Here is a 20,732-nt window from a genome sequence, read left to right as displayed (position 1 = left end):
GAAGGCGCGCTAGTCTCGTGTTCATCATGAGACTGGTCTTCGTATTGTCGGCGGCCCTCGCGCTGTCGCCCCCGGTGGCGTTCGCCCAGCGCGCCAAGAATCCAGCGGCCCTCATCAAGGAAGGCGAGCGGCTGTATCAAGCCGGCAAGTACCAGGAGGCAGCGGACGCGCTGAAGAAGGCCCACGAGGCCCAGCCCAACCCGCGGCTCATCTTCAACATCGCCGTGGCGCTGGAGAACGCCGGGGATTTGCGCGAGGCGCTCTCCTGGTACCAGCAATACGTGGGCAACACCGAGGGCACGGACCCGGCGCTGCTCAAGCGCAGCGCGCGCAGCATCGACAAGCTGCGGCTCTTGCTCGACAAGGAGAACCAGGCCCAGGCCACCGCGGAGGCCGAGCGGCTGAAGCTGCAGGGCGAGGCGGAGGCGGCGAAGAAGCGCGCGGAGGAGGAGCAGCTCGCCGCGCAGCGCGCCGAGGAGGAGAACCTGCGCCAGCGCCAGGCGGAGCTGGACCGGGCCATCAAGTCCTACCAACGCCAGAAGATCGCCGCCTACGCGGTGGGCGGCGTGGCGGTGCTGGGCGTGGGCGCGGGCGTGCTGTTCGGCCTGCAGGCGCGCGACGAGCGCGAGAAGTTCGACGCGGCGCGCACCGAGGACACCAAGCAGACCTTCGCGGACAACACGAAGACCAAGGCGCTGCTCGCGGACATCGGCTTCGGCGTGGGCCTGGCCGGCGCCATCACCGCCATCATCCTGTATCCGAAAGAAGGCCCCCCGGCGGAAGGCGAGGTCCGGATGACCCTGGCGCCTCGTGGCACCGGCGCGGGTCTGGAGGTCAGCTTCTGATGAAGACCCTGCGACTCATGTCGTGCTGCGCGGCGCTCCTGGCCGGCTGCAGCTTCACCACCGCGGGCGGGCTCGACGAGTGCGAGACCAGCGCGGACTGCGACACCAACCAGGTGTGCTCCTCGGGCGGCTTCTGCCTGCCCCAGCCGGAGGGCTGCGGCGAAATCGTGGGCCCCACCACGGGCAACCCCATCATCCTGGGCGCGGCGCTGCCCCTGACGACGTCCACCGGAGAGGACGTGTCGGAGCGGCAGGCGCTCAACGCGCTCAAGCTGGCGATGGAGGAGATCAACCAGCGCGAGGGTGTGGGCGGCCGGCGGTTCAACCTGCTCATCTGCGACACGCGCTCGGAGCCCGCCCGGGCCCGCGAGCAGGCCGAGTGGCTGGTGACCGAGCGCGGCGTGCCCGCCATCTTCTCCTCGGGCAGCGCGCAGACCATCGCCATCAGCACCATCACCATTCCGCGCAACGTGCTCTTGATGACGCACACGGCGACCAGCCCCGACATCGCCACGCTGAGCGACAAGACGGCGGCGTCGGGTGAGGCGGGCCTGGTGTGGCGCACGGCGCCGTCGGACCGGCTGCAGGGCCGCATCATCGCGGACCTGGTGAGCAACGTGCGCGCGGTGAGCGGGGACCAGCGCCCCTTCGCCGACACCACGACGGTGAGCCTGGTCTACGTGAACGACGCCTACGGTCAGGGCCTGTTCGACACCGTGCTCGGCCGGGTGAGCAACGGCCGGACGCCCTCCTCCGCGTTCTACGCGCGCAACGGCGACGTCAGCGCGGCGGTGACGCACCTGGCGACCAACCCGGCGCCGAGCATCGCGGTGATGATGGGCTTCTCCGAGGACAACGCGAAGATCATCACCCAGGCCGCCGCCCAGGGCCGCACCACCCAGCGCTACTTCTTCACGGACGCGAGCAAGGACTCGAACCTCATCACGTCGCTGGGCACCTCGAAGGGCATCGTCGAGGGCGCCTATGGCACCGCGCCCGCGCAGGCGCGCCCGGGTGACGCGGTCTACACGACGTTCAAGGAGCGCTTCCGCACGGCCTACAACGGCACGGACCCGGGCCAGTTCTCCTTCACGGCGCACGCGTACGACTCGATGTACCTGGTGGCGCTGGGCGCGGCGTACGCGGCGGGCGCGGAGGTCAACAACCCGCAGCCCATCACCGGCGACCGCATCGCCCAGGGCCTGGCCAAGGTGACGCCGCCGCCGGCCACCCCGGCCACCACCTACGCGCTGGGCTTCAGCCGCTTCACCGAGGCGCGCGGCGAAATCAGCGCGGGCAAGTTCATCAACGTGCAGGGCGCCAGCGGCCCGCTGGACTTCGATGCCACGGGCGAGGCGCCGTCCGAGTACGAGCTGTTCCAGATTGTCGACGGCGCCTTCCAGACGGTGGAGCTCATCGCTCCGGCCGCGGACTGAAGAAGCCCCGGGTTGAAGGAGCGCTCCCTCGGTCAGGGGAGCGCTCTACCCCGCCGCCCCGAGCACCCGCGTCAGGGCGGCGACGGACGGTGGAACTCATCGCTCCGGCCGCGGACTGAAAGCGCCGGTGCGTGGAAGGAGCGCTCCCGCAGCCGAGGGAGCGTGCGACCCCGTCGCCCCGAGCACCCGGGTCAGGGCGGCGATGGACGGTGGAGTTCATCGCTCCGGCCGTGGACTGAAGAAGCCTGGGCTGAAGGAGCGCCCCCTCATCCGAGGGAGCGCGCTACCCCGTCGCCCCGAGCACCCGCGTCAGGGCGGCGATGGACGGTGGAGTTCATCGCTCCGGTCGCGAACTGAAGAAGCGCCGGTGCGTGAAAGGAGCGCTCCCGCAGCCGAGGGCGCGCTCTTCCCCGCCGCCCCGAGCACCCGCGTCAGGACGGTGGAGCTCATCGCTCCGGCCGAGGACTGAAGAAGCGCCGGTGCCTGGAAGGAGCGCTCCCCCAGCCGAGGGAGCGTGCTACCCCGTCGCCCCGAGCACCCGCGTCAGCGGCGCCAGGGCGGCGAGGAAGTCCTCGGGCGGGGAGAGCAGCGAGAGCACCAGGAACGCGCCCCCGCCGAAGTCGTAGAAGTAGCCGGGCTGGACGAGCACCCCCGCCTCCAGCAGCGCGAGGCACGTGGCCTCCTCGCCGGGCTCCCTCGGAATGCGCAGCACCGCGCTCCAGCCGCCGTGCGCGGGCAGCACGTCCCACGTCGCGCCCGGGGGGCGGGCCCGCAGGAGGTGCTCGCGGTTGGCGCGCACGCGCTCGAGCAGCGCCGCCTGGAACACGGGCGCATGGGCGAGCAGTCGGGGCAGCGCGAGCTGCACGGGCGTGGCCACGGACAGGTACGTGTCGGCCACCCACTCCAGGCGGGCCAGGGCCTCGTCGCGCGCGGCCTCGGGCCCGCCCACGTGCATCCACCCAAGCTTCAGGCCGGGCAGGCCCGCCACCTTGGACAGGCCGGACAGGCTGAAGGTGGGCATGGGGAGCGCGCGGCCGGCCACCGTCGTCACGCGGCCGGGCGCCGGGGCCCAGGCGTAATCGGCGAACACCTCGTCGCTGATGAGGGCCAGTTGGTGGCGCGCGCAGACGTCGGCGAGCGCGGAGAGCTCGCCCTCGTGCAGGAAGTGGCCGGTGGGGTTGCCGGGGTTGATGATGAGCACGGCGCGGGTGCGCGGGCCGAGGGCCGCCTCCACCTCGCCCGCGTCCAGGCCGAAGCCGTGCGCGAGCGGAAGGCGGTAGGAGCGCGTCTGGACGGCCTCCAGACGCGCCAGGTGCTCGAAGAGGGGGTAGCAGGGCGCGGGGACGAGGACGTCGTCACCCGGCTCGCACAGGAGCTTGAAGAGCCAGCCGTAGGACTCGCTGGTGCTCGCGCTGAGCACCAGGTGCTCCGGGGAGACGGCGGTGCCCCGGGAGCGGAGGTACCCGGCCACCGCCTCGCGAGCCGAGGGGAGGCCGAGTGCTTCCGGCGCATAGTCGAAGGCGCCGGGAGGGTGGAGCACTCCGGCGTCGGGCGCCGGGAGCCCCACGCGGGTGGGGTTTGAAACCGTGAGGTCCAGTGGGGGGAGGCCCTGGGCGCGGAGCCCGGCGAGCGCTTCCGCCAGTGGATTCGGGGTGCGGGAGAAGTCCGAGCGGAGGGAGAAGCGGCTCACAGCCCCGTCTGCAGCATGGCGTTGGCGACGCGGCGGATGAGCTCGCGACGCACTTCCTTGCGGCAGTGCTCGATGGCCTTCTCATGAGGCCTGGGAAGCTCCGGGTCCCTGGCTCGCAGGGCGGTACGGAGGACGAGCTCCACCTTGGTGGGCTCGATGTGGAACAGCCGAGCCCCGTCCTTCTGGAGGAAGTAGGACAGCCCCCTCTGGTCGATGAGCTTGTGGAAGAAGCGTCGGACGTCCGCGAGGAACGTGAGGTCGATGATGTCCGCCATTCGTGACGGCTTTCTCGCGCGGAAAAATCGGCCCGTCCATTTCACGGCCGCGTCACCCGAAAACTTGCGCGACCTGTAGCACCCGTCTGTCCGGCCGAACGCGCGGGAGGCCGAATTCTCGGCCCCGGCGCTCACGGCATCAGAGGACGCAGGGCGCGCCGGAACGCGGCGTGCCGACGTCGCGCGTCGGGCTCGAACGGCACCGGCCCGAGCACGGGAACACCGTGGCGCGCCTGCAGTAGCGCGCGGTTGTCGCGCTCGGAGACGTCACGGGTGGAGGTGCTCCGCGAGAGCAGCACGGCGCGCACGGGGATGCGCCGGGCGGCGAGCGCCTGGAGCGACAGCGCGGTGTGGTTGAGCGTGCCCAGGCCCGCGCGCGCCACCAGCAGCACGGGCAGCCGCAGCGTCTGGATGAGGTCGATGACGTCGTGGCGCGAGTCCAGCGGGACGAAGAGTCCCCCAGCGCCCTCCACCACGGCGGGGCCGCCCTTCAGCTGCCTCCAGGCCGCCAGGGTGGTCTTCCAGTCCGGCTCGCGGCCCAGGCGCGCGGCGGCCACGCCCGGGGCCACGGGCAGGCGGAAGCGGTGCGGACACAGGACATCCAGCGGGAGCGTGCTGCCGGCGGCCTCTCGCAGCGAGAGCGCGTCGGCGGGGGCGCGCAGGGAGGCGCAGCCGGACTCGTAGGGCTTGAAGCCCTGGGGCGACAGGCCCGCGTCGGCGAGCAGGGACAGGAGCGCGCGCGAGGCCTGCGTCTTGCCCACCCCCGTGTCCGTGCCGGTGACGAAAATCTGGAACGGTCGGCTCATGCGGTGTTGTCTCCGTGGATCATCCTCGGGCGAGGTGTCCGCACGCCCGAGCCTTCGCGCCAAGGCCGCCGCGGACCGAGGCACGCTCGCGCGACGTACAGAATGACGAGGGCGTCTGGTCCGCGGGCGCGCCGCGCGCGAGAGGCGTGGCCCGAGGCCCTCACCACGACGTGCCACGGTCATGCACGCCCACGTGCCGCAGCGCCTCGAGCGCGAGGTCCACGTGCCCCAGCGTATGGCCCGCCGACAGGCAGAAGCGCAGCCGGCTCGTCCCCTCGGGCACCGTGGGCGGACGGATGGCCTTCACCAGCACCCCCGCCTCGCGCAGCCGCCTCGCCGCGTCCAGCGCGCGCCCGGGCTCGCCCAGGATGACCGGGAACACCGCGCTGCGAGCCTCCGCGCGCAGGCCCAGGCCCCTCAGCCCCTCCGCGAAGCGACGGATGTTGCGCCACAGCCGCTCGCGCAGCTCCACGTCCTTCTCCACCGCGTCCACCGCCACCTCCGCCGCCGCGCACAGCGCCGCCGGCAAGGCCGTGGAGAAGATGAACGGCCGCGCCCGGCTCGTGAGCAGGTCCGCCACCACGCGCGACGTGGCCACGTAGGCCCCCTGCCCTCCCAGCGCCTTGCTCAGCGTCCCCATGCGTAGCGCCACCCGCGACTCCAGCCCCAGCTCCTCGCACAGCCCCGCGCCCCGCGCGCCGAGCACCCCCGTCGCGTGCGCCTCGTCCACCATCAGCGCGGCGCCGTGCGCCTCACACGCCTCCACGATTGCACGCAGCGGCGCCACGTCCCCATCCATGGAAAACACCGTGTCCGTGACGACCAGCTTGCGCCGCGCCGTCGTCGACGCGAGCGCCTCCGTGAGCGCCTCCACGTCCGCGTGCGGGTACACGACGACCTTCGCGCGCGACAGCCTGCACCCATCCACCAGGGACGCATGGTTCAGCGCGTCCGAGAACACCGCGTCCCCCGGCCCCACCAGCGCGGGGAGGATGCCCGTGTTCGCCGCGTAGCCGCTGTTGAACAGCAGCACCGCCTCCGCCCGCTCGAACGCCGCGAGCCGCGCCTCCAGCCGGTGATGCGCCAGGGTGTCGCCCACCACCAGCCGGCTCGCGCCCGTGCCGACGCCGTAGCGCTCCACCGCGGCCATCGCCGCCGCCCTCACCGCCGAGGACGCCGCGAGCCCCAGGTAGTCATTGGACGAGAAGTTGACGAGCGTCTCGCCCCCCATCGTCACCACCGGCCCCTGCGCCGAGTCCAGGGGCTCCAGCCCGCGCCGAAGCCCCCGCGCCTGCAGCGCCGACACATCCTCGCGCGCCCACTCCGAGGCCACGTCGCGCGTCGAATCACTCACGGCCCACCGTCCTACCGGTCCTGCCGCGGCTCCAGCGGACGGATGCCAGCCTTCTCCAGGAGCGCCATGTCCTGGGTGTACTCGGGGTTGCCCGTGGTCAAGAGCTTCTCGCCGAAGAACAGCGAGTTCGCGCCCGCCATCATGCACAAAAGCTGCGCCTCCTCGTTCATCTGCTGACGGCCCGCCGACAGCCGCACCATCGACTGGGGCATCAGGATGCGCGCGGTGGCGATGGTGCGCACCATGTCCACCGTCTCCACCCGGGGCTGCTCCGCCAGCGGCGTGCCCTCCACCGCCACCAGCGCGTTGATGGGCACCGACTCCGGGTGGTGCTCCTGATTGGCCAGCGTGCGCAGCAGGTTGCAGCGATCATCCACCGACTCGCCCAGGCCGATGATGCCGCCGCAGCACACGGAGATGCCCGCGTCCCGCACCCGCCCCAGCGTGCGCAGCCGATCTTCATACAGGCGCGTGGAGATGATGTCCCCGTAGTGCTCGGCGGACGTATCCAGGTTGTGGTTGTACGCGGACAGCCCCGCGTCCTTCAGGCGCTTGGCCTGGCTGTCCGTCAGCATGCCGAGCGTGGCGCACGCCTCCATCCCCAGCTCGCGCACGCCCCGCACCATCTCCAGCACGCTGTCGAACTGCGGGCCGTCCTTCACCTCGCGCCACGCGGCCCCCATGCAGAAGCGCGTGGCCCCCGCGGAGCGGGCCTTCCGGGCGGCGGCCAGCACCTCCGGCACCGCCATCAGCTTCTCCGCCTTGACGCCCGTCTTGTAGCGCGCCGCCTGCGGGCAGTACGCGCAGTCCTCCGAGCACCCGCCCGTCTTGATGGACAACAGCGAGCACAGCTGCACCTTGTTGTCCTGGAACACCGCGCGGTGCACCGTCTGCGCCCGATGGACCAGGTCCAACAGCGGCAGCGCGTAGACGGCCCGCACCTCGGCCAGCGTCCAGTCGTGCCGCACCGCCACTCCCTCCGGAGCGGGCTCGGCGTGGTGGGCATGGCCGTGGAAGGACTCGGTGGCGGCGTCGGACATGGGCTCCTCGACAGACGGCAAGAGGAGCGCGAACGTGCGCGGGCGGCGCGGACTTGTCAACCACTCAGCGAGAACAGGTTGACGACTTCCCTCCCCCCCCCGAACGGACGACCGGCGCCCGAGGAGAACCCTGGAGCGCCGGCCTTCCACCCTTCATGTCATGCGGGCTCGCGTCAGACGTGGACGCGGCGCCGGCCGGCCAGTCCCACCAGGAACAGGACCAGGAGCGCGCCCAGCACGGAGAACAGCAGACCGGACGGGTGCAGGTCGAAGACGCGGCCGTCGCTGCGGAACAGCGAGCCGATGAAGCCACCCACGAAGGAGCCGACGATACCCAGCAGCGTCGTGGCCACCAGACCCATGGACTGGTTGCCGGGCATCAGGGCCCGAGCGAGAAGACCGGCGAGAAGACCGATGACCAGGAAAGCGATGATCCCCATGACACGACCTCACAGTGAGTGGTGAAGAGGGCGCACGGTGTGGCGCCCACCCGGCTTGTGCGAGGGTCAGCGCCCATCGCGCCGCCCGTGGGAATGAAGCTGGGTCGCCCCTCCCCAACGTACAACTCGACGGCATGGGTCTTGACACCAAGCCTGCCTGCTCTCCAGACGTGCCTGCTCGTCCGCCCGTGGCGACGTCAGGGTAGTGCGATACACACCCGACCCATGGCGAAGGCGAAGACGCACTACACCTGCCAGGCGTGCGGGTACCAGACGGCGAAGTGGCTGGGGAAGTGCCCGGACTGTGGCGCATGGAGCTCGCTCCTGGAGGAAGCCGGGGCGAAGCAGGACGAGAAACGCCCGGCCTGGGGCGCCTCGGGCGGCGCGGCGAAGCCCATGCTGCTCAAGGACGTCAGCGGGGACGCGGAGGTGCGCCAGCGCACCGGCATCGCCGAGTTCGACCGGGTGCTGGGCGGCGGCGTGGTGGCGGGCTCCGTCGTCCTGTTGGGCGGCGACCCGGGCATCGGCAAGTCCACGCTGCTGCTCGCGGCCCTGGACCGGCTCGCGCGCCAGGGCGCGGTGCTCTACGTCTCCGGCGAGGAGAGCCTGCGCCAGACGAAGATGCGCGCCGAGCGGCTGCGCGTGGAGGGCGACTCCATCCACCTGTTCGCGGAGACGGACGCGGAGCGGGTGCTGGCCGCCGCCGAATCGCTCCAGCCGCGCGCGCTGGTGGTGGACTCCATCCAGACCATGTACCTGCCGGAGTTGGGCAACGCGCCGGGCAGCATCACCCAGGTGCGCGAGGTGGCCGGGCGGCTGATGGCCTACGCCAAGCGCACGGGGGTGCCCACCTTCATCGTGGGCCACGTGACGAAGGAGGGCTCCATCGCGGGCCCCCGCGTGCTCGAGCACATGGTGGACACCGTGCTCTACTTCGAGGGCGAGCGCGGCCACCCGTTCCGAATCCTGCGCGCGCACAAGAACCGCTTCGGCTCCACCAACGAGATTGGCGTCTTCGAGATGAAGGGCGCGGGCTTGGTGGAGGTCTCGGACCCGTCCGCCCTCTTCCTGTCGGAGCGCCCCGCGGGCAAGTCCGGCAGCGTCGTCACCAGCACGCTCAACGGCACCCGCCCCCTCCTGGTGGAGGTGCAGGCCTTGGTGGCCCCCACCGGCTACGGCACCGCGCGGCGCACCGCCATCGGCGTGGACAGCAACCGCGTGGCCCTGCTCGCCGCCGTGCTGGAGAAGAAGGAGGAGATTCCCCTCGTCGGGTGTGACTTGTTCGTCAACGTCGCGGGCGGCATGCAGCTCAACGAGCCCGCGTGCGACCTGGCTGTCTGCGCGGCGCTGGTGAGCAGCCTGCAGAACCGGCCGCTGGACCCGCACACGCTGGTGCTGGGCGAGGTGGGCCTGGCGGGTGAGGTGCGCGCGGTGGGCCAGGTGGAACCCCGGCTCATCGAGGCGGCGAAGATGGGCTTCAAGCGGGTGGTGATGCCCGCGGGCAGCGCCCGGCGCATGGAGGCCACGAAGCTGCGCGTGGTGGGCGTGGAGACCCTGGGCGACGCGCTCCGGGCCATGTTCGACTGACGGGCCCTACCTCCGCGTGGGCCCCGTCGGAGGAGGCGGCTTGGGCTTCTTGTCGTAGCGGCCCCGGGCCGTCTGGATGGCGGCCCGGCTCTGCAGCGCCCACTTCGCCAGCTCCTGGACGGGGTCCAAGAGCGTGTGCCCCAGGGGCGTGAGCGCGTACTCCACGCGGGGCGGCACCGTGGGGTACTGGGTGCGCGTCACCAGCCCGTCCCGCTCCAGCCCCCTGAGGGTGAGCGTCAGCATGCGCTGGGAGATGCCCTCGATGCCGCGCTTCAAGTCACTGAAGCGCAGCGGCCCGTCTCCCAGGCTGCCCACGACGAGCACGCTCCACTTGTCGCCCACGCGCGTGAGGACGTCGCGCACGGCCAGACAGGACTCGGTGGCGCCATGGGGATTCTTCGAGCGGGGACGCTTGGCGGGAGGTGGTGACATGGATGTGCCTTCTTGCGGACGAAACGGGCCCCCGTTACACGAGCGCCGGTTACGGGTTGTAACCGACGAACCTTTCGGAACCCACTCCCATCAGGAGCCGTCCCCCCATGACGACCGCCGCCACCACCGCCGTCCCCGCCTCCAAACCCTGGGCCCTCTGGACGGGCCGGGTCTTCTCCGGCCTCGTCGTGCTGGCGCTGGTCGCCAGCGCGTCCATGAAGCTGCGGCAGCCCCCGGAGGTGGTGGAGGGCTTCGCCAAGTCGGGCTTCCCGGCGTCGGTGCTCGTGCCCATCGGCATCGCGGAGCTGCTCTCGGCGCTGCTCTACGCGGTGCCGCGCACGGCGGTGCTGGGGGCCATCCTCGTCACGGGCTACCTGGGCGGCGCCACGGTGACGCACGTGCGGCAGGGGGACTCGTTCCTCATCCCCGTGCTGCTGGGCGTCATCGCCTGGGGCGGCCTGTTCCTCAGGGATGCGCGCGTGCGGGCGCTGTTGCCCCTGCGCGGCCCGAACTAGGAACCACCTCCTGCCTGCAAGCCGCCGCGCCCTCGTTCCCGACGGGGGCGCGGCGGAGGTGTCCTTCCGCTACCAGGTCACGATGAAGGTGCAGGAGGCGCCGCCCTTCTGACGGCAGCCCTGGTCCGGGTCATGCGTGACGACGGCGTGGGGCATGAAGCGCTGGGCCATGCCCTTGATGAGGCCCTGGTCGAACCGGCACGGATAGGGATTGCCACACACCACGTGGCCCTCGTTCTTCCCGGGCACGGCGCTGTAAGAGTAGTGACCGATGCCGTCCGCCATCTCCCCCGTGAGGGGATTGAACATGGACCGGCCGTTCTTCCGGTGGTTCATGTGGAAGGCGATGTCGATGGAGGCGAGCCCCTTGTGGATGTCGGTGATGTCCGAGGGGAACACGGCGTTCTTGGGAATCATCGAGCCGACCTTCTCCAGGCCGCGCCCGCCCAGCAGGGAGTCGATCTTCCGGTACGCCTGGAGGTAGTCCTCCAGCGGGTACCAGGCCGTCACGTCGATGGCGCGCTCGGCGCCCGCCCCGCGCGCGGGGACCTTCATCACGTCCAGCAGGGCGTTGACGAGGACGGTGAACGACTGGATGGCCTCCACGATGGAGGCCACGCTCGCGCCCGTGACGGTGATGCCGGGCTCGTGGGTGACTTGGGACATGTGAGTCTGGGTTCCGGAAAGAGGGTTCGGAGGGCTACCGGCCGCCCGCGTCGAGGGCGCGGTGGGCGGTGTGGTTGCGCAGGTACAGGAAGCACTCCTTCAGCCCGTCACGCAGGCTGCCGAGCGTCTTCACGTCCCGCAGGTCGACGCCAATCTGCGTGAGCGTCTGGGCGATGACCGGGCTGATGCCCGTCACCACGCAGTAGGTGCCGAGCAGGCGGGCGGCGTTCACCATCTTCACGAAGTGGTTCGCGGTGGAGGTGTCCACCACCTCCACGCCCGTGATGTCGATGATGGCGCAGCGGGCCTTGCCCTGGGAGATGCGGTGCAGGAGCCGCTCGGTCATCTCCAGCGAGCGCTGCGTGTCCACCACCCCGACGATGGGCAGCGTGAGCACGTCCTCCCACAGCTCGATGATGGGCGTGGACAAGTCGCGGATGGCCAGCCGCTGCTTCTCGATGGTGGAGAGCTTCTCCTCCAGCTCGCGCCGGGCCGCGTCGAGCTTGAGCATCGACTGCTCGCTCTCCTGCACGGACGCGTGGAGCTGGCGGGCGAAGAGGTTGATGGTGTCCTCGAACGAGGAGAACACGTCATGGTTCTCCACCGCGATGAGATGCTCGTCCGGGTTGAACTCCCCGAGCGAAATCATCGCCAGCACGTCCCGGATGCGCTCGAGACGCTCGAGGTTGATTTCGATGACCTGCGGTTGCGACTGATTCATGGGCGATGAGGCCCGGGCCGTGGACGAGGGAGTTGGCGTTGGACGGCCCGAAACGGATTCGACACATCAGGGTATGCCCAAAACCTCTCAATGCTTCAAATGGGTGGACATCGACCCGGATGAAACATTGAAAAGCCCGCCTCTCCAGAGAGAGAACAGACTCCCTGGGAAGCGCTGTCAGCCCGGCGGGGCGTGGCCAATTCCTCTCAAATCAAAGGCCCAAACCCAGACGGACGGGCGAGCGCTCGCGGACCGCCCGCGCGCACGGGCAACGCTTCGCGTCGGAGCCATGGACACGGCGTGGGCTCCTGGACGTCGCGGGGCCCTTCGAGTGCGGAGCAGTCGACGCTCGGGGCGGGACCGCCGTCCACGGGTGGACGGGATGTCCGGGGCGCTGACGCGCCGGTGACCGGGCGTGACTAGGACAGGGGGCATGGCGTCCATCGTCCCTCCCGAGCTCCGCGCCGTGGTCGCGGAGGTGAAGCCCCGGCTGCGAGGCGTGTCGCACGCGCTCGCGTTCCTCGCGGCGTTGGGCGGCTTCATCGCGCTCGCGCTCGCGCCGGCCAAGGGCCTGCAGCACTTCGCCGACTGCGTCTTCGGCCTGTCGCTGGTGCTGATGTTCGGGACCAGCGCCACCTACCACGTGCCCACCTGGGGCCCGGCCGCGTACCAGCGCCTGCGGCGGATGGACCACGCCGCCATCTACCTGCTCATCGCCGGGACCTTCACGCCGCTGGCCACGCTGGACGCACCCGACGCGTGGACGCGGCACCTGCTCTGGGTGATGTGGGGCTGCGCGCTCACGGGCGCGGGGCTGTCGCTCTTCGGCATCTCCGGCACGCGGGGCGTGCGCTCGGTGCTCTACGTCATCCTGGGCGCGCTCTCCGCCCCGGTGATGCTGCGGCTGCCCTCGGTGGTGGGGACGACGCGCGCGACCTGGCTCGTGCTGGGCGGGCTGCTCTACGCGGTGGGCGCCGTCGTCTACGCGCGCCGGTGGCCGGACCCCAGCCCCGCCGTCTTCGGCTACCACGAGGTCTTCCACCTCATGGTCATCGCCGCCGCCTCCACGCACTACCTCGTGCTCGTCGACTTCCTCTGGAGCCGGTGACGACGGGGTGACGGCGCGCGCCCGCACCAGGACGATGCGTGCATGCGCCCTCGCGCATCTCCTCTAGTGACCCGCGCGCGCCTGGCTCCGAAGCCAGACACGGGGTGAAACCCACGCATGCGTCGGAATGAAACCCCATGGAAGGGTTACCAACTTCACGCGTGCGTTGGCGCGCATTCCAGGTAGTTTGCCATTGCGGTTCCCCCCTCCTCGAGGTCTCTCCATGGTCGCCAGGCAACGCGCTGCTCCCCCCTCCCCGCCGATTTCCAAGGGAGAGCGAAGGGACGGCTTCGCGTTCCGGGCGGGGCGCGTGTCGCTGGACCTGCCGGCGACGCTGGCGGGGCGGCTGAAGGACACGCCCCAGGAGCTGCTCCAGACGCCGAAGGACCTGGGCCGGTGGCTCATCGCCGCGGGACTGGCGGCGCAGGTGCAGGAGCCCACGGCGGAGGAGCTGGCCCAGGCGCGCGAGCTGCGCGAGGCGCTCCACCGGCTGGCCCTGGCCCGCGCGCGCGGGGAGAACTTCTCCGCGAGGGACCGCTCCATCCTCAACCGCTGGGCCGCGGAGCCGCCGCCCGCGCCCCAGCTGGGGCCTCGCGGGCTGTTCTGGGCGGGCGCGGACATCCGGGGGCTGTTGGTGACGGTGGCGCGCGACGGCGCGGAGCTGCTCGGCGGCGAGCTGGCGGAGCGCGTGCGCACGTGTGAGCAGCGCGACTGTGGCCTGCTCTTCGTGGACACCTCGCGCTCGGGCTTGCGGCGCTGGTGCTCCATGTCCGGCTGCGGCAACAAGGCCAAGGTGGCCGAGTTCCGGCGTCGGCAGCGGCAGGAGGCCCGCTAGCCACCCCCGCGCGCCAGGGCCAGCAGCTTTTGGGCGCGGGCCTCCAGCGCGGCGCGCAGCCCGTCGGGGCGCTGGATGTGGAACGCGAAGGGCAGCCGCGACAGCTCCCGCGCGAACCAGTCCAGGTCATCCGTCTGCCCCGACAGCCGCACGCCGCCGGGCACCACCTCCAGCACGCCCAGCGTGGCGAACAGGTGCTGGCGCGCCCGGGCCAGGTCCGTGTCGAGCAGCACCTCCACGGCGAACGCGCGCGGCAGCGACGCCACCGCAGCCTCCACGTGCGCCAGCGCGTCGAAGCCGTCCGGCCGCGTGAAGTGGACGTCGAGCGGGAGCACCGCGCGCACCCGGTCCAACCGGAAGGTGCGTAGATCCTCGCGCAGGTGGCAGACGCCCACCGCGTACCAGCGCCCGCCGCGCCAGACGAGGCCATACGGGTCGAAGTCGCGCTCGGTGTCCTCCTCGCGCGCGCCTCGGTAGCCCAGGCGCACGCGCTTGCGCAGCTGGGCCGCGGAGCTCAGGGCGACGAGCGCGGTGTTGTCCGCCATCTCGCGGGCGCGGGAGATGTCGAGCGTCACCGACTCGTCCACGGAGCGCACGCGCCGCTTCAGCGTCGCGGGCATCACCCGCTCCAGCTTCGCCTGGGCGCTCTCCACCGCGGGGGCCGCCTCCGCCAGGCCCAGCCCGCGCGAGGCGAGCAGCCCCACCGACAGCGCCAGCACCTCGTCCTCGGTGAACATCATCGGCGGCAGCTTGAAGCCCGCCACCAGCATGTAGGCGCCGTCCCTGCCGCGCTCGGCGGTGATGGGGATGCCCAGCTCCTCCAACTTCAGGATGTAGCGGCGCACGGTGCGCCGGTCCACCTCCAGCCGCCGCGCCAGCTCCGAGCCGCTCATCCGCCCATGGGTCTGCAGCAACTCGAGCACGGTGAGCACGCGCGTGGTGGGCCGGGACATAGGTCGGGAACCTAACGCCAGGGGCGCTCGAATCAGGGCCGATTCCGCCCTACATGCTCCGTACGGTGCCGCCCTCCCCGCTCCCCTGGAGGGCACCCCCATGACGCAGACGTCCCACCTCTGGCTGTTCTTCGTGCTCGTGTCCGGAATCGTCATCCTCCCCGGGCTGGACATGGCCTTCGTCCTGGCCAGCTCCCTGGTGGGAGGACGCCGCTCGGGGCTGGCCGCGGTGGGCGGCATCATCTGCGGCGGCGTGTGTCACGTGGCGGTGGGGGCGACGGGGGTGGCGGTGCTGCTCGCGGTGATGCCCGCCGCGTTCAACGTGCTGCTCTGGGTGGGGGCGCTCTACGTGGCGTGGATGGGGGTGGCGCTGGTGCGAAGCCCGTCCACCTTCTCCCCGTCCTCGCAGGCCGGCCAGCGCTCCGCCCTGGCCACGTTCCGCCGGGGAGCGCTCACCAACCTGCTCAACCCGAAGGCCTACGTCTTCATGCTCGCCGTCTTCCCCCAGTTCCTGCGGAAGGAGTATGGGCCGCTGTGGCTGCAGGCCCTGGTCCTGGGGGCCATCATCGCGCTGACCCAGGGCGCGGTGTACGGCGCCATCACCCTGGTCGCGGACCGCGCGCGCGGCTGGCTGGAGTCACGTCCCTCCGCCAGCGCGCGCGTGGCTCAGGCCGTGGGAGGCCTCATGGTGCTCGCCGCCGTCGTCACCGCCCTCGAGGGCTGGCGCGGCACCTGAAGCCGCCCACTCATGTGCGTCGGACGCGTGTCGAGTGGATGGCTCTCAGGATGAGCAGCAGCACCACCGCTCCGATGAAGGCCACGAAGATGGTCCCGGCCAGGCCGCCGAAGGGCGTGCCCGCTCCCAGTGCACGGAAGATGAAGCCGCCCAGGAACGCTCCCACCACACCCACGACGATGTCGCCGATGAGCCCGTAGCCCCCGCCGACCACGGCCGACGCCAACCACCCGGCGATGAGGCCGATGACCGCCCACACTAGAATCGTTTCCAAAGACATCTCTTCCTCCTCGGGTCGCACTGATGTGTCTGGCGCAAACCTAAGCACGCCGGTTCGCGTTCGAACGGAGGCCGGGCCGTTCGCAGGGCAGGCAAGCGGGCGTCGAGCTGGTTTTGACTGACTTTCCGTTCTTTCGGAGGTAGCTGAAGAAAGACACCGCGCAAAGGAGAGCGCCCATGGGTCGTCATCGGAATGATTCACTGTGGATGAAGTGCGGAGCCCTGCTGTGGGCGGGGGCCCTGGTGGGGTGTGGTGGGGCGGAGGTGGGAGGTGGGCCGGTGGAGGAGGCCCGTGGGGAGCAGGGGCTCGCGGCCTGCGCGTATGTGATTACGACGAACACGTACGTGGGCGCGGACTGGTGGGGCACCATCGTCTTCAAGAACACGGGCGCGGCGGCGATGACGAGCCCGACGATTGCGTTCGGGGTTCCCAGCGGCGTGACGTGCGACCACGACGAGCCGGGCTGGACGCACACGCAGAGCGGGAGCACGTGCACGTACTCGCGCACCTCGGGGCTGACGGTGGGGGTGAACGCGTCCTACACGTTCTACTACTCGACGAACTCGAACACGTCGTGGACGGCGAGCAACATCGTCATCAGCGACCCGAGCTGCGGGAGCACGCCGCCTCCCCCGGGAGGTGGGCTGACGGAGAACCAGAAGAAGGTGTCGGAGGGGCTCACGAGCATCTGGGAGAACGACACGCCGGTGCTCGCGTATGCGTATTCGGAGAACATCCAGGACGGGCGCGGCTACACCAGCGGGCGCGCGGGGTTCTGCACGGGCACGGGCGACGCCATCCAGGTCATCCAGTGCTACAACGCGCGGCGCAGCGCGGCCAATGGCAACGTGATGGCCAAGTACATGCCGGGGCTGACGACCATCAACAACCGCTTCCTGTCCACGGGGCAATCGCAGCCATCCACGTCGGAGCTGGATGTCATCGGCAACTGGCGGGCGGACTGGGCCGCCAGCTACAACAACACCACCACGCGCGCGGACTTCAAGGCGTGCCAGGACCAGGTCAGCGACCAGTTCTATTACACGCCGGCCATGGCGGAGGCGAACAAGTGGGGCGCCACGAGCGCGCTGTCGAAGATGGCGCTGTATGACGCGTACATCAACCACGGCGAGTCGGGGGTGAAGAGCCTGGTGCGCGCGGCGAACAACGCGCTGGGCAACACGGCCCAGGTGGCGCCGGCGGTGGGCTACAACGGAATCACGGAGTCGTCGTGGCTGCAGCGCTTCCTGGAGAAGCGCCGCGACGTGCTGGCGGCGGACGCCACGTGGCTGCAGGCCATCGACCGCGTGGCCGCGTACGAGAAGCTGCGCCGCCGGGGCAACTGGGATTTGTCCGCCGCCGTGCGCAACGACGTGCGCGCCAGCGACTGCTGGAACTCGCCCTATCCGTTCAGCGGCTACACCGTGCGCAACATCAACGCGGACGGCACCTGGAGCACCCCCGGCTCGTACACGTTCTCGTGTCAGTGAGGGGTGGGTGAGCGCCCGGGGAGCGTCAGTCCCTCGTGCGTGGGCCGAAGGAGTAGAGTCCGGCCCACGCATGAGCCCGGAGCGCCGAGACACCTTCCGCTGGCGGGACGTCCCGCACCTGTTGTCGACGCGGCTGCTGGCGGCGTTCCTCGTCCCCACCCTGCTCATCCTCGCGGTGACGGGCACGGCGGTGTACCAGCTGGCGCGCGCCATCCTCGAGGAGGAGCTGGGCACCAGCCTCTCCAACATCGCCGCCGCCACCGCCAGCCAGCTCAACGGCGAGCGCATGCTCACCATCGAACCCGGCGACGACGTGGGCGGCACCCGCACCTGGCGCAACGTGGTGCGCCTGCTCGAGGGCGTGCGCGAGGCCAGCAACGTGCGCCGCGTCTTCGCCGTCGACGTCCAGGGACGTGTGCGCGCGGACGTGGGCGGCGGCCTGCCCGTGGGCGCGGAGGTGCCGGAGCTCGCGCGCGACAGGCTGGAGCTGGCGCGCGTCTTCGCCGGCCAGCACGCCGCGAGCCAGGTGCTCTTCACCGGTTCCGACGGACGCCTGTACAAGACGGGCTATGCCCCCATCACCCTGGCGGGCCAGGTGGTGGGCGCGGTGGGCGTGGAGGGCAGCGCGGCCTTCTTCGGCCCCCTGCAGCGGCTGTCGCGCACCTTCGCCATCATGGGCGCGCTCGCCCTGGCCGCGCTCGCCGTCGTCGCGCTGCTCACCGCGCGGGGCCTCGCGCGCCCCCTGCGCCGGCTGATGGACTCCGCCCTGCGCATCGGCCGGGGCGACCTCACCACGCCCGTGCCGCCCGAGCCCACGCGCGAAATCGGCGTGCTCGCGCGCGAGCTGGAGGAGATGCGCGGCGCGCTGGAGGGCCGGGACAGACAGCTCAAGATGATGCTCGCGGGCGTCGCCCACGAGGTGCGAAACCCCCTGGGCGGCATCGCCCTGTTCTCCGGCCTGCTCCAGGAGGACCTCCGCGCCGGCGCCCACGAGGACGCCCGCGCGCACGTCGAGCGCATCGAACGCGAGGTGGCCTTCCTGCAGCGCATCGTCGAGGACTTCCTCGCCTTCGCCCGCGAGCAGCCCCTGGCCCGCGCGCCCGTGGAGGCCCCCGCGCTCCTGTCCATCGTCAGCGAGCTGTCCTCCGCGGAGGCCCAGTCCCGGAACGTGGTCCTGGACGTGGACGCCTCTCCCGCCCTGCTGGAGGCCGACGGCAGCCTGCTCACCGCCGCCCTCTTGAACCTGGTGAAGAACGCCGTGCAGGCCTCGCCGTCCGGAGGCCACGTGCGCATCCACGGCGCCGTGCGCGACGGGCGCTACGCCATCCAGGTCCACGACGCCGGCGCGGGCGTGCCCGACCTCCAGAAGGAGCGCATCTTCGAGCCCTTCTTCACCACCCGGGAGAAGGGCACCGGCCTGGGCCTGCCCCTGGCGCGCAAGATTGCCCGCGCCCACGGGGGCGAGCTGCACCTGACGTCCACGCCGGGCGACACCACCTTCACCCTGACGCTGCCGTTGGGCGCCGTCAGCCCGCCTCGTTGAACTGACGCGCCATCTGCCCCACCTCGCCGGACACCTGCGCGAGCGTGCTCGTGGCCTCCTGCGTGGACTCCAGGCGCTTCATCGTCTCGTCCATGATTTGCGACAGGTCCGAGACGGCGATGGAGATCTGCGAGATGCCCGCGTTCTGCTGCGTCACGGCGGCGGCAATCTGCCGGGCCGCGGCCGAGTTCTCCTGCGACATCAGCGACAAGGCCCGCAGCGAGTCGCCCGACGCCCGCATCTGGTCCAGCCCCGTGCCGATGGTGCGCACGCCCTGCTCGCCCATGCGGGCCGCGTCCTGGATGCCCACGCTGACGTCCTGGAGCACGTCGCGGATGCGCCGCGTGGACTGCAGCGACTGGTCCGCCAGCGCCCGCACCTCGCGGGCCACCACCGCGAAGCCCTTGCCCTGCTCCCCCGAGCGCGCCGCCTCGATGGCCGCGTTCACCGCGAGCAGGTGCGACTGGGCGGCCAGGTCCTTCACCGTCTCCGTGATGTCGCCAATCAGCGAGGCGCTCCGGGCCAGCTTGTCCAGCCGCTGCTGGATGCCGTCCACCGCGCCGCGGATGTCCGCCAGCCCCGCCACGCTCTTCTCCACCGCCGCCTCGCCCTGCAGCCCCAGCGCCTCCGCGCGCCGGGCCACCTGCAGCACCGCCTCCGCCCGGTCCGCCGCCATGCTCGAGGTGCGCCGTATCTCCTCCGACGTCACCTGCGCCTGGTGCAGCGCCGCCGACTGCTTCGACAGGCTCTGCTGCTGCGCGTCGTTCGCCGCGCGCAGGTGCCCGCCCGCCTCCCCCAGCCGCGCCGCCGAGGCCTGCAGCGTCAGGGGAAGCTGACGCAGCCGCGCCAGCACCGCGTTCATGCCTTCGGCCAGGTCCCCCATCTCGTCCGTGGACACCCACGCGGGCGCCACCACGCGCCCCGCCGCCACGGATTCAATCGCCTGCCCCACCGCGTCCGCCGCCCGCGCCTGCCTGCGCGCCAGCATCCACATGGTGATGCCCGGCAGCAGCAGGAGCCCGCCCACCCACGCCAGGCTGAACGTCAGCTCCCCCGCCAGCACCCCGCCCAGCTCCATCAGCATCCGCGCCGAGCGGCGCGCGCCCTCGGACTCCAGCTCCAGCGCCAGCGTGTCCCGGATGGCCTCCAGCTTCACCACCACCACGCAGCCGCTGAGCACCAGCGCGGAGATGATGGAGCCGCCGAAGGTGAAGGGCAGGAACCACGCCTGCCGGGGCCACGAGAAGCCGCCGCCCGCCAGCGCCACCGTCGCGTGCTTGCGCTGCTCCTCCAGCGCCAGCGGCAACAACATCCGCTCCAGCGAGACGCTGATGGGAAAGCCCAGCAGCACGCCACAGCACACGCCGATGATGGTCCCCAGCACCACCTGCGACAAATCCTTGTGCCACGTCAGGCACACGTGGAGGCTGAACCAGAAGCCCCCCAGCGTCCACCCCACCCACGACGTCCCCACCGCCACGCGCCACGGCAGCCGCAGGATGCGCTCCAGTCGCTCACCCGGCTTGTCGCCCGCGCGCGAGCGCAGCGCGTTGCCCACCATCCACCGCATCAGCAGCGCGGGGTAGAGCATCCCCAGGCCCACCAGGATGGGCGGCAGCACCCACGCCACCGCCCTCACGCCCTCCCACCCGGCGACGCCCATGGACATGCCGTTGAGGTACGCCGCGATGGGCGCCGCGGGGACCACCCAGGACATGAACACCCTGAGCGCGCGCCAGCGATACTCGCGAATCAACGAATCTTCGATGCTCATGCGGGATTGCCTTCCCGCGCCTCCGGCCAGGGGACGCGGTGAGTCCAGGAATGGAGGGATGGCGGACGACCCCATTCTCCGCACGTCGTCGAGACGAAAGCGAGCGGCGCACGCCCGGTTCCAGACATTGCACTCCCGTCAGCCGGGCGCTCGTCGAAAGGCATACACAATCTGGAAATCAACCTCCCCCGGAAAGGTTGAGCAAG

At 71.2% G+C, this 20,732-nt stretch carries 21 protein-coding genes; 9 read left to right on the top strand and 12 right to left on the bottom strand.

From position 1 onward, the window contains the following. Positions 1–26: 26 nt before the first annotated feature. A complete protein-coding gene (locus tag K8640_RS06725) occupies positions 27–845 on the top strand; it encodes a tetratricopeptide repeat protein (RefSeq protein ID WP_223746305.1) in 819 nt (272 codons plus the stop codon). Further along, entirely contained in the window at positions 845–2,281 is a 1,437-nt protein-coding gene (locus tag K8640_RS06720; RefSeq protein WP_223746304.1) for an ABC transporter substrate-binding protein, read from the top strand. Before K8640_RS06725 ends, K8640_RS06720 begins: the two co-directional genes overlap by 1 nt. A 517-nt stretch (positions 2,282–2,798) precedes the next feature. Here K8640_RS06720 and K8640_RS06715 read toward each other — a convergent pair. From K8640_RS06715 to K8640_RS06690, 6 genes are all read right to left on the bottom strand, one after another. Next, positions 2,799–3,971 carry a pyridoxal phosphate-dependent aminotransferase gene (locus K8640_RS06715; RefSeq protein WP_223746303.1) on the bottom strand — a complete coding sequence of 391 codons (1,173 nt, stop codon included), beginning with the start codon at positions 3,969–3,971 and terminating at the stop codon, positions 2,799–2,801. Continuing rightward, positions 3,968–4,246: a hypothetical protein gene (locus K8640_RS06710; protein WP_046711372.1), complete on the bottom strand. Its 279-nt coding sequence runs from the start codon at positions 4,244–4,246 to the stop codon at positions 3,968–3,970. Before K8640_RS06710 ends, K8640_RS06715 begins: the two co-directional genes overlap by 4 nt. 131 nt (positions 4,247–4,377) lie before the next feature. Then, positions 4,378–5,052, bottom strand: a complete 675-nt coding sequence (bioD, locus tag K8640_RS06705) for a dethiobiotin synthase (RefSeq protein WP_223746302.1) — start codon at positions 5,050–5,052, stop codon at positions 4,378–4,380. A 160-nt stretch (positions 5,053–5,212) separates the two neighbouring features. Continuing rightward, a complete protein-coding gene (gene bioF, locus K8640_RS06700) occupies positions 5,213–6,406 on the bottom strand; it encodes an 8-amino-7-oxononanoate synthase (protein WP_223746301.1) in 1,194 nt (397 codons plus the stop codon). Positions 6,407–6,417: 11 nt separating this feature from the next. After that, a complete protein-coding gene (gene bioB, locus K8640_RS06695) occupies positions 6,418–7,446 on the bottom strand; it encodes a biotin synthase BioB (protein WP_223746300.1) in 1,029 nt (342 codons plus the stop codon). A gap of 173 nt (positions 7,447–7,619) precedes the next feature. Continuing rightward, positions 7,620–7,886 carry a GlsB/YeaQ/YmgE family stress response membrane protein gene (locus tag K8640_RS06690; RefSeq protein ID WP_141328824.1) on the bottom strand — a complete coding sequence of 89 codons (267 nt, stop codon included), beginning with the start codon at positions 7,884–7,886 and terminating at the stop codon, positions 7,620–7,622. Between the two features lie 225 nt (positions 7,887–8,111). Here K8640_RS06690 and radA point away from each other — a divergent pair, with 225 nt between their 5' ends. Next, complete coding sequence (radA, locus tag K8640_RS06685) at positions 8,112–9,473, top strand: DNA repair protein RadA (protein WP_223746299.1); 1,362 nt, start codon at positions 8,112–8,114, stop codon at positions 9,471–9,473. A gap of 6 nt (positions 9,474–9,479) precedes the next feature. Here radA and K8640_RS06680 read toward each other — a convergent pair whose 3' ends face one another. Continuing rightward, positions 9,480–9,905, bottom strand: a complete 426-nt coding sequence (locus K8640_RS06680) for a helix-turn-helix domain-containing protein (protein ID WP_223746298.1) — start codon at positions 9,903–9,905, stop codon at positions 9,480–9,482. Between the two features lie 107 nt (positions 9,906–10,012). Here K8640_RS06680 and K8640_RS06675 point away from each other — a divergent pair, with 107 nt between their 5' ends. Next, positions 10,013–10,420, top strand: coding sequence for a DoxX family protein (locus tag K8640_RS06675; protein ID WP_141328818.1), 408 nt, complete (start codon positions 10,013–10,015; stop codon positions 10,418–10,420). Between the two features lie 69 nt (positions 10,421–10,489). Here the strand turns inward: K8640_RS06675 and K8640_RS06670 are convergent, their stop codons facing one another. Continuing rightward, on the bottom strand, positions 10,490–11,086 hold the full coding sequence (locus K8640_RS06670; protein ID WP_223746297.1) for a hypothetical protein: 597 nt from the start codon (positions 11,084–11,086) through the stop codon (positions 10,490–10,492). A gap of 34 nt (positions 11,087–11,120) precedes the next feature. Beyond that, positions 11,121–11,807: an STAS domain-containing protein gene (locus K8640_RS06665; RefSeq protein ID WP_141328814.1), complete on the bottom strand. Its 687-nt coding sequence runs from the start codon at positions 11,805–11,807 to the stop codon at positions 11,121–11,123. Between the two features lie 433 nt (positions 11,808–12,240). On the opposite strand from K8640_RS06665, the gene K8640_RS06660 reads away from it, so the two are divergent. Continuing rightward, positions 12,241–12,915, top strand: a complete 675-nt coding sequence (locus K8640_RS06660; RefSeq protein ID WP_223746296.1) for a hemolysin III family protein — start codon at positions 12,241–12,243, stop codon at positions 12,913–12,915. A gap of 310 nt (positions 12,916–13,225) precedes the next feature. Next, on the top strand, positions 13,226–13,750 hold the full coding sequence (locus tag K8640_RS06655) for an ABATE domain-containing protein (RefSeq protein ID WP_248542229.1): 525 nt from the start codon (positions 13,226–13,228) through the stop codon (positions 13,748–13,750). On the opposite strand, the gene K8640_RS06650 is transcribed toward K8640_RS06655, so the two are convergent. Then, a complete protein-coding gene (locus tag K8640_RS06650; protein ID WP_223746294.1) occupies positions 13,747–14,703 on the bottom strand; it encodes a YafY family protein in 957 nt (318 codons plus the stop codon). The two genes, K8640_RS06655 and K8640_RS06650, sit on opposite strands and share 4 nt — an antisense overlap. A 100-nt stretch (positions 14,704–14,803) precedes the next feature. On the opposite strand from K8640_RS06650, the gene K8640_RS06645 reads away from it, so the two are divergent. Continuing rightward, a complete protein-coding gene (locus tag K8640_RS06645) occupies positions 14,804–15,439 on the top strand; it encodes a LysE family translocator (protein ID WP_223746293.1) in 636 nt (211 codons plus the stop codon). Positions 15,440–15,449: 10 nt separating this feature from the next. Here the strand turns inward: K8640_RS06645 and K8640_RS06640 are convergent, their stop codons facing one another. Further along, a complete protein-coding gene (locus K8640_RS06640) occupies positions 15,450–15,719 on the bottom strand; it encodes a GlsB/YeaQ/YmgE family stress response membrane protein (RefSeq protein WP_046711358.1) in 270 nt (89 codons plus the stop codon). 176 nt (positions 15,720–15,895) lie between these two features. Here K8640_RS06640 and K8640_RS06635 point away from each other — a divergent pair, with 176 nt between their 5' ends. Both K8640_RS06635 and K8640_RS06630 read left to right on the top strand, forming a co-directional pair. Then, positions 15,896–17,209, top strand: coding sequence for a chitosanase (locus K8640_RS06635; protein ID WP_223746292.1), 1,314 nt, complete (start codon positions 15,896–15,898; stop codon positions 17,207–17,209). 70 nt (positions 17,210–17,279) lie between these two features. Beyond that, a complete protein-coding gene (locus tag K8640_RS06630; protein WP_223746291.1) occupies positions 17,280–18,752 on the top strand; it encodes an ATP-binding protein in 1,473 nt (490 codons plus the stop codon). Here the strand turns inward: K8640_RS06630 and K8640_RS06625 are convergent. After that, positions 18,736–20,526 (bottom strand): methyl-accepting chemotaxis protein, encoded by a 1,791-nt coding sequence (locus K8640_RS06625; RefSeq protein WP_223746290.1) that lies wholly within the window; start codon positions 20,524–20,526, stop codon positions 18,736–18,738. The two genes, K8640_RS06630 and K8640_RS06625, sit on opposite strands and share 17 nt — an antisense overlap. Positions 20,527–20,732: the final 206 nt, after the last annotated feature.

Origin of the sequence: Myxococcus sp. XM-1-1-1, from assembly GCF_020037095.1 — a bacterium.
Classification (GTDB): domain Bacteria; phylum Myxococcota; class Myxococcia; order Myxococcales; family Myxococcaceae; genus Myxococcus; species Myxococcus fulvus.
This window is presented reverse-complemented; position numbering and strand designations above follow the sequence as displayed.

Bases quoted from the DNA above. Each gene is read 5' to 3' on its own strand.
- K8640_RS06725 (WP_223746305.1), top strand. From the start codon at position 27: ATGAGACTGGTCTTCGTATTGTCGGCGGCCCTCGCGCTGTCGCCCCCG.
- K8640_RS06720 (WP_223746304.1), top strand. From the start codon at position 845: ATGAAGACCCTGCGACTCATGTCGTGCTGCGCGGCGCTCCTGGCCGGC.
- K8640_RS06710 (WP_046711372.1), bottom strand. From the start codon at position 4,246: ATGGCGGACATCATCGACCTCACGTTCCTCGCGGACGTCCGACGCTTC.
- bioD (WP_223746302.1), bottom strand. From the start codon at position 5,052: ATGAGCCGACCGTTCCAGATTTTCGTCACCGGCACGGACACGGGGGTG.
- bioB (WP_223746300.1), bottom strand. From the start codon at position 7,446: ATGTCCGACGCCGCCACCGAGTCCTTCCACGGCCATGCCCACCACGCC.
- K8640_RS06690 (WP_141328824.1), bottom strand. From the start codon at position 7,886: ATGGGGATCATCGCTTTCCTGGTCATCGGTCTTCTCGCCGGTCTTCTC.
- radA (WP_223746299.1), top strand. From the start codon at position 8,112: ATGGCGAAGGCGAAGACGCACTACACCTGCCAGGCGTGCGGGTACCAG.
- K8640_RS06680 (WP_223746298.1), bottom strand. From the start codon at position 9,905: ATGTCACCACCTCCCGCCAAGCGTCCCCGCTCGAAGAATCCCCATGGC.
- K8640_RS06675 (WP_141328818.1), top strand. From the start codon at position 10,013: ATGACGACCGCCGCCACCACCGCCGTCCCCGCCTCCAAACCCTGGGCC.
- K8640_RS06670 (WP_223746297.1), bottom strand. From the start codon at position 11,086: ATGTCCCAAGTCACCCACGAGCCCGGCATCACCGTCACGGGCGCGAGC.
- K8640_RS06665 (WP_141328814.1), bottom strand. From the start codon at position 11,807: ATGAATCAGTCGCAACCGCAGGTCATCGAAATCAACCTCGAGCGTCTC.
- K8640_RS06660 (WP_223746296.1), top strand. From the start codon at position 12,241: ATGGCGTCCATCGTCCCTCCCGAGCTCCGCGCCGTGGTCGCGGAGGTG.
- K8640_RS06650 (WP_223746294.1), bottom strand. From the start codon at position 14,703: ATGTCCCGGCCCACCACGCGCGTGCTCACCGTGCTCGAGTTGCTGCAG.
- K8640_RS06645 (WP_223746293.1), top strand. From the start codon at position 14,804: ATGACGCAGACGTCCCACCTCTGGCTGTTCTTCGTGCTCGTGTCCGGA.
- K8640_RS06640 (WP_046711358.1), bottom strand. From the start codon at position 15,719: ATGTCTTTGGAAACGATTCTAGTGTGGGCGGTCATCGGCCTCATCGCC.
- K8640_RS06635 (WP_223746292.1), top strand. From the start codon at position 15,896: ATGGGTCGTCATCGGAATGATTCACTGTGGATGAAGTGCGGAGCCCTG.
- K8640_RS06630 (WP_223746291.1), top strand. From the start codon at position 17,280: ATGAGCCCGGAGCGCCGAGACACCTTCCGCTGGCGGGACGTCCCGCAC.
- K8640_RS06625 (WP_223746290.1), bottom strand. From the start codon at position 20,526: ATGAGCATCGAAGATTCGTTGATTCGCGAGTATCGCTGGCGCGCGCTC.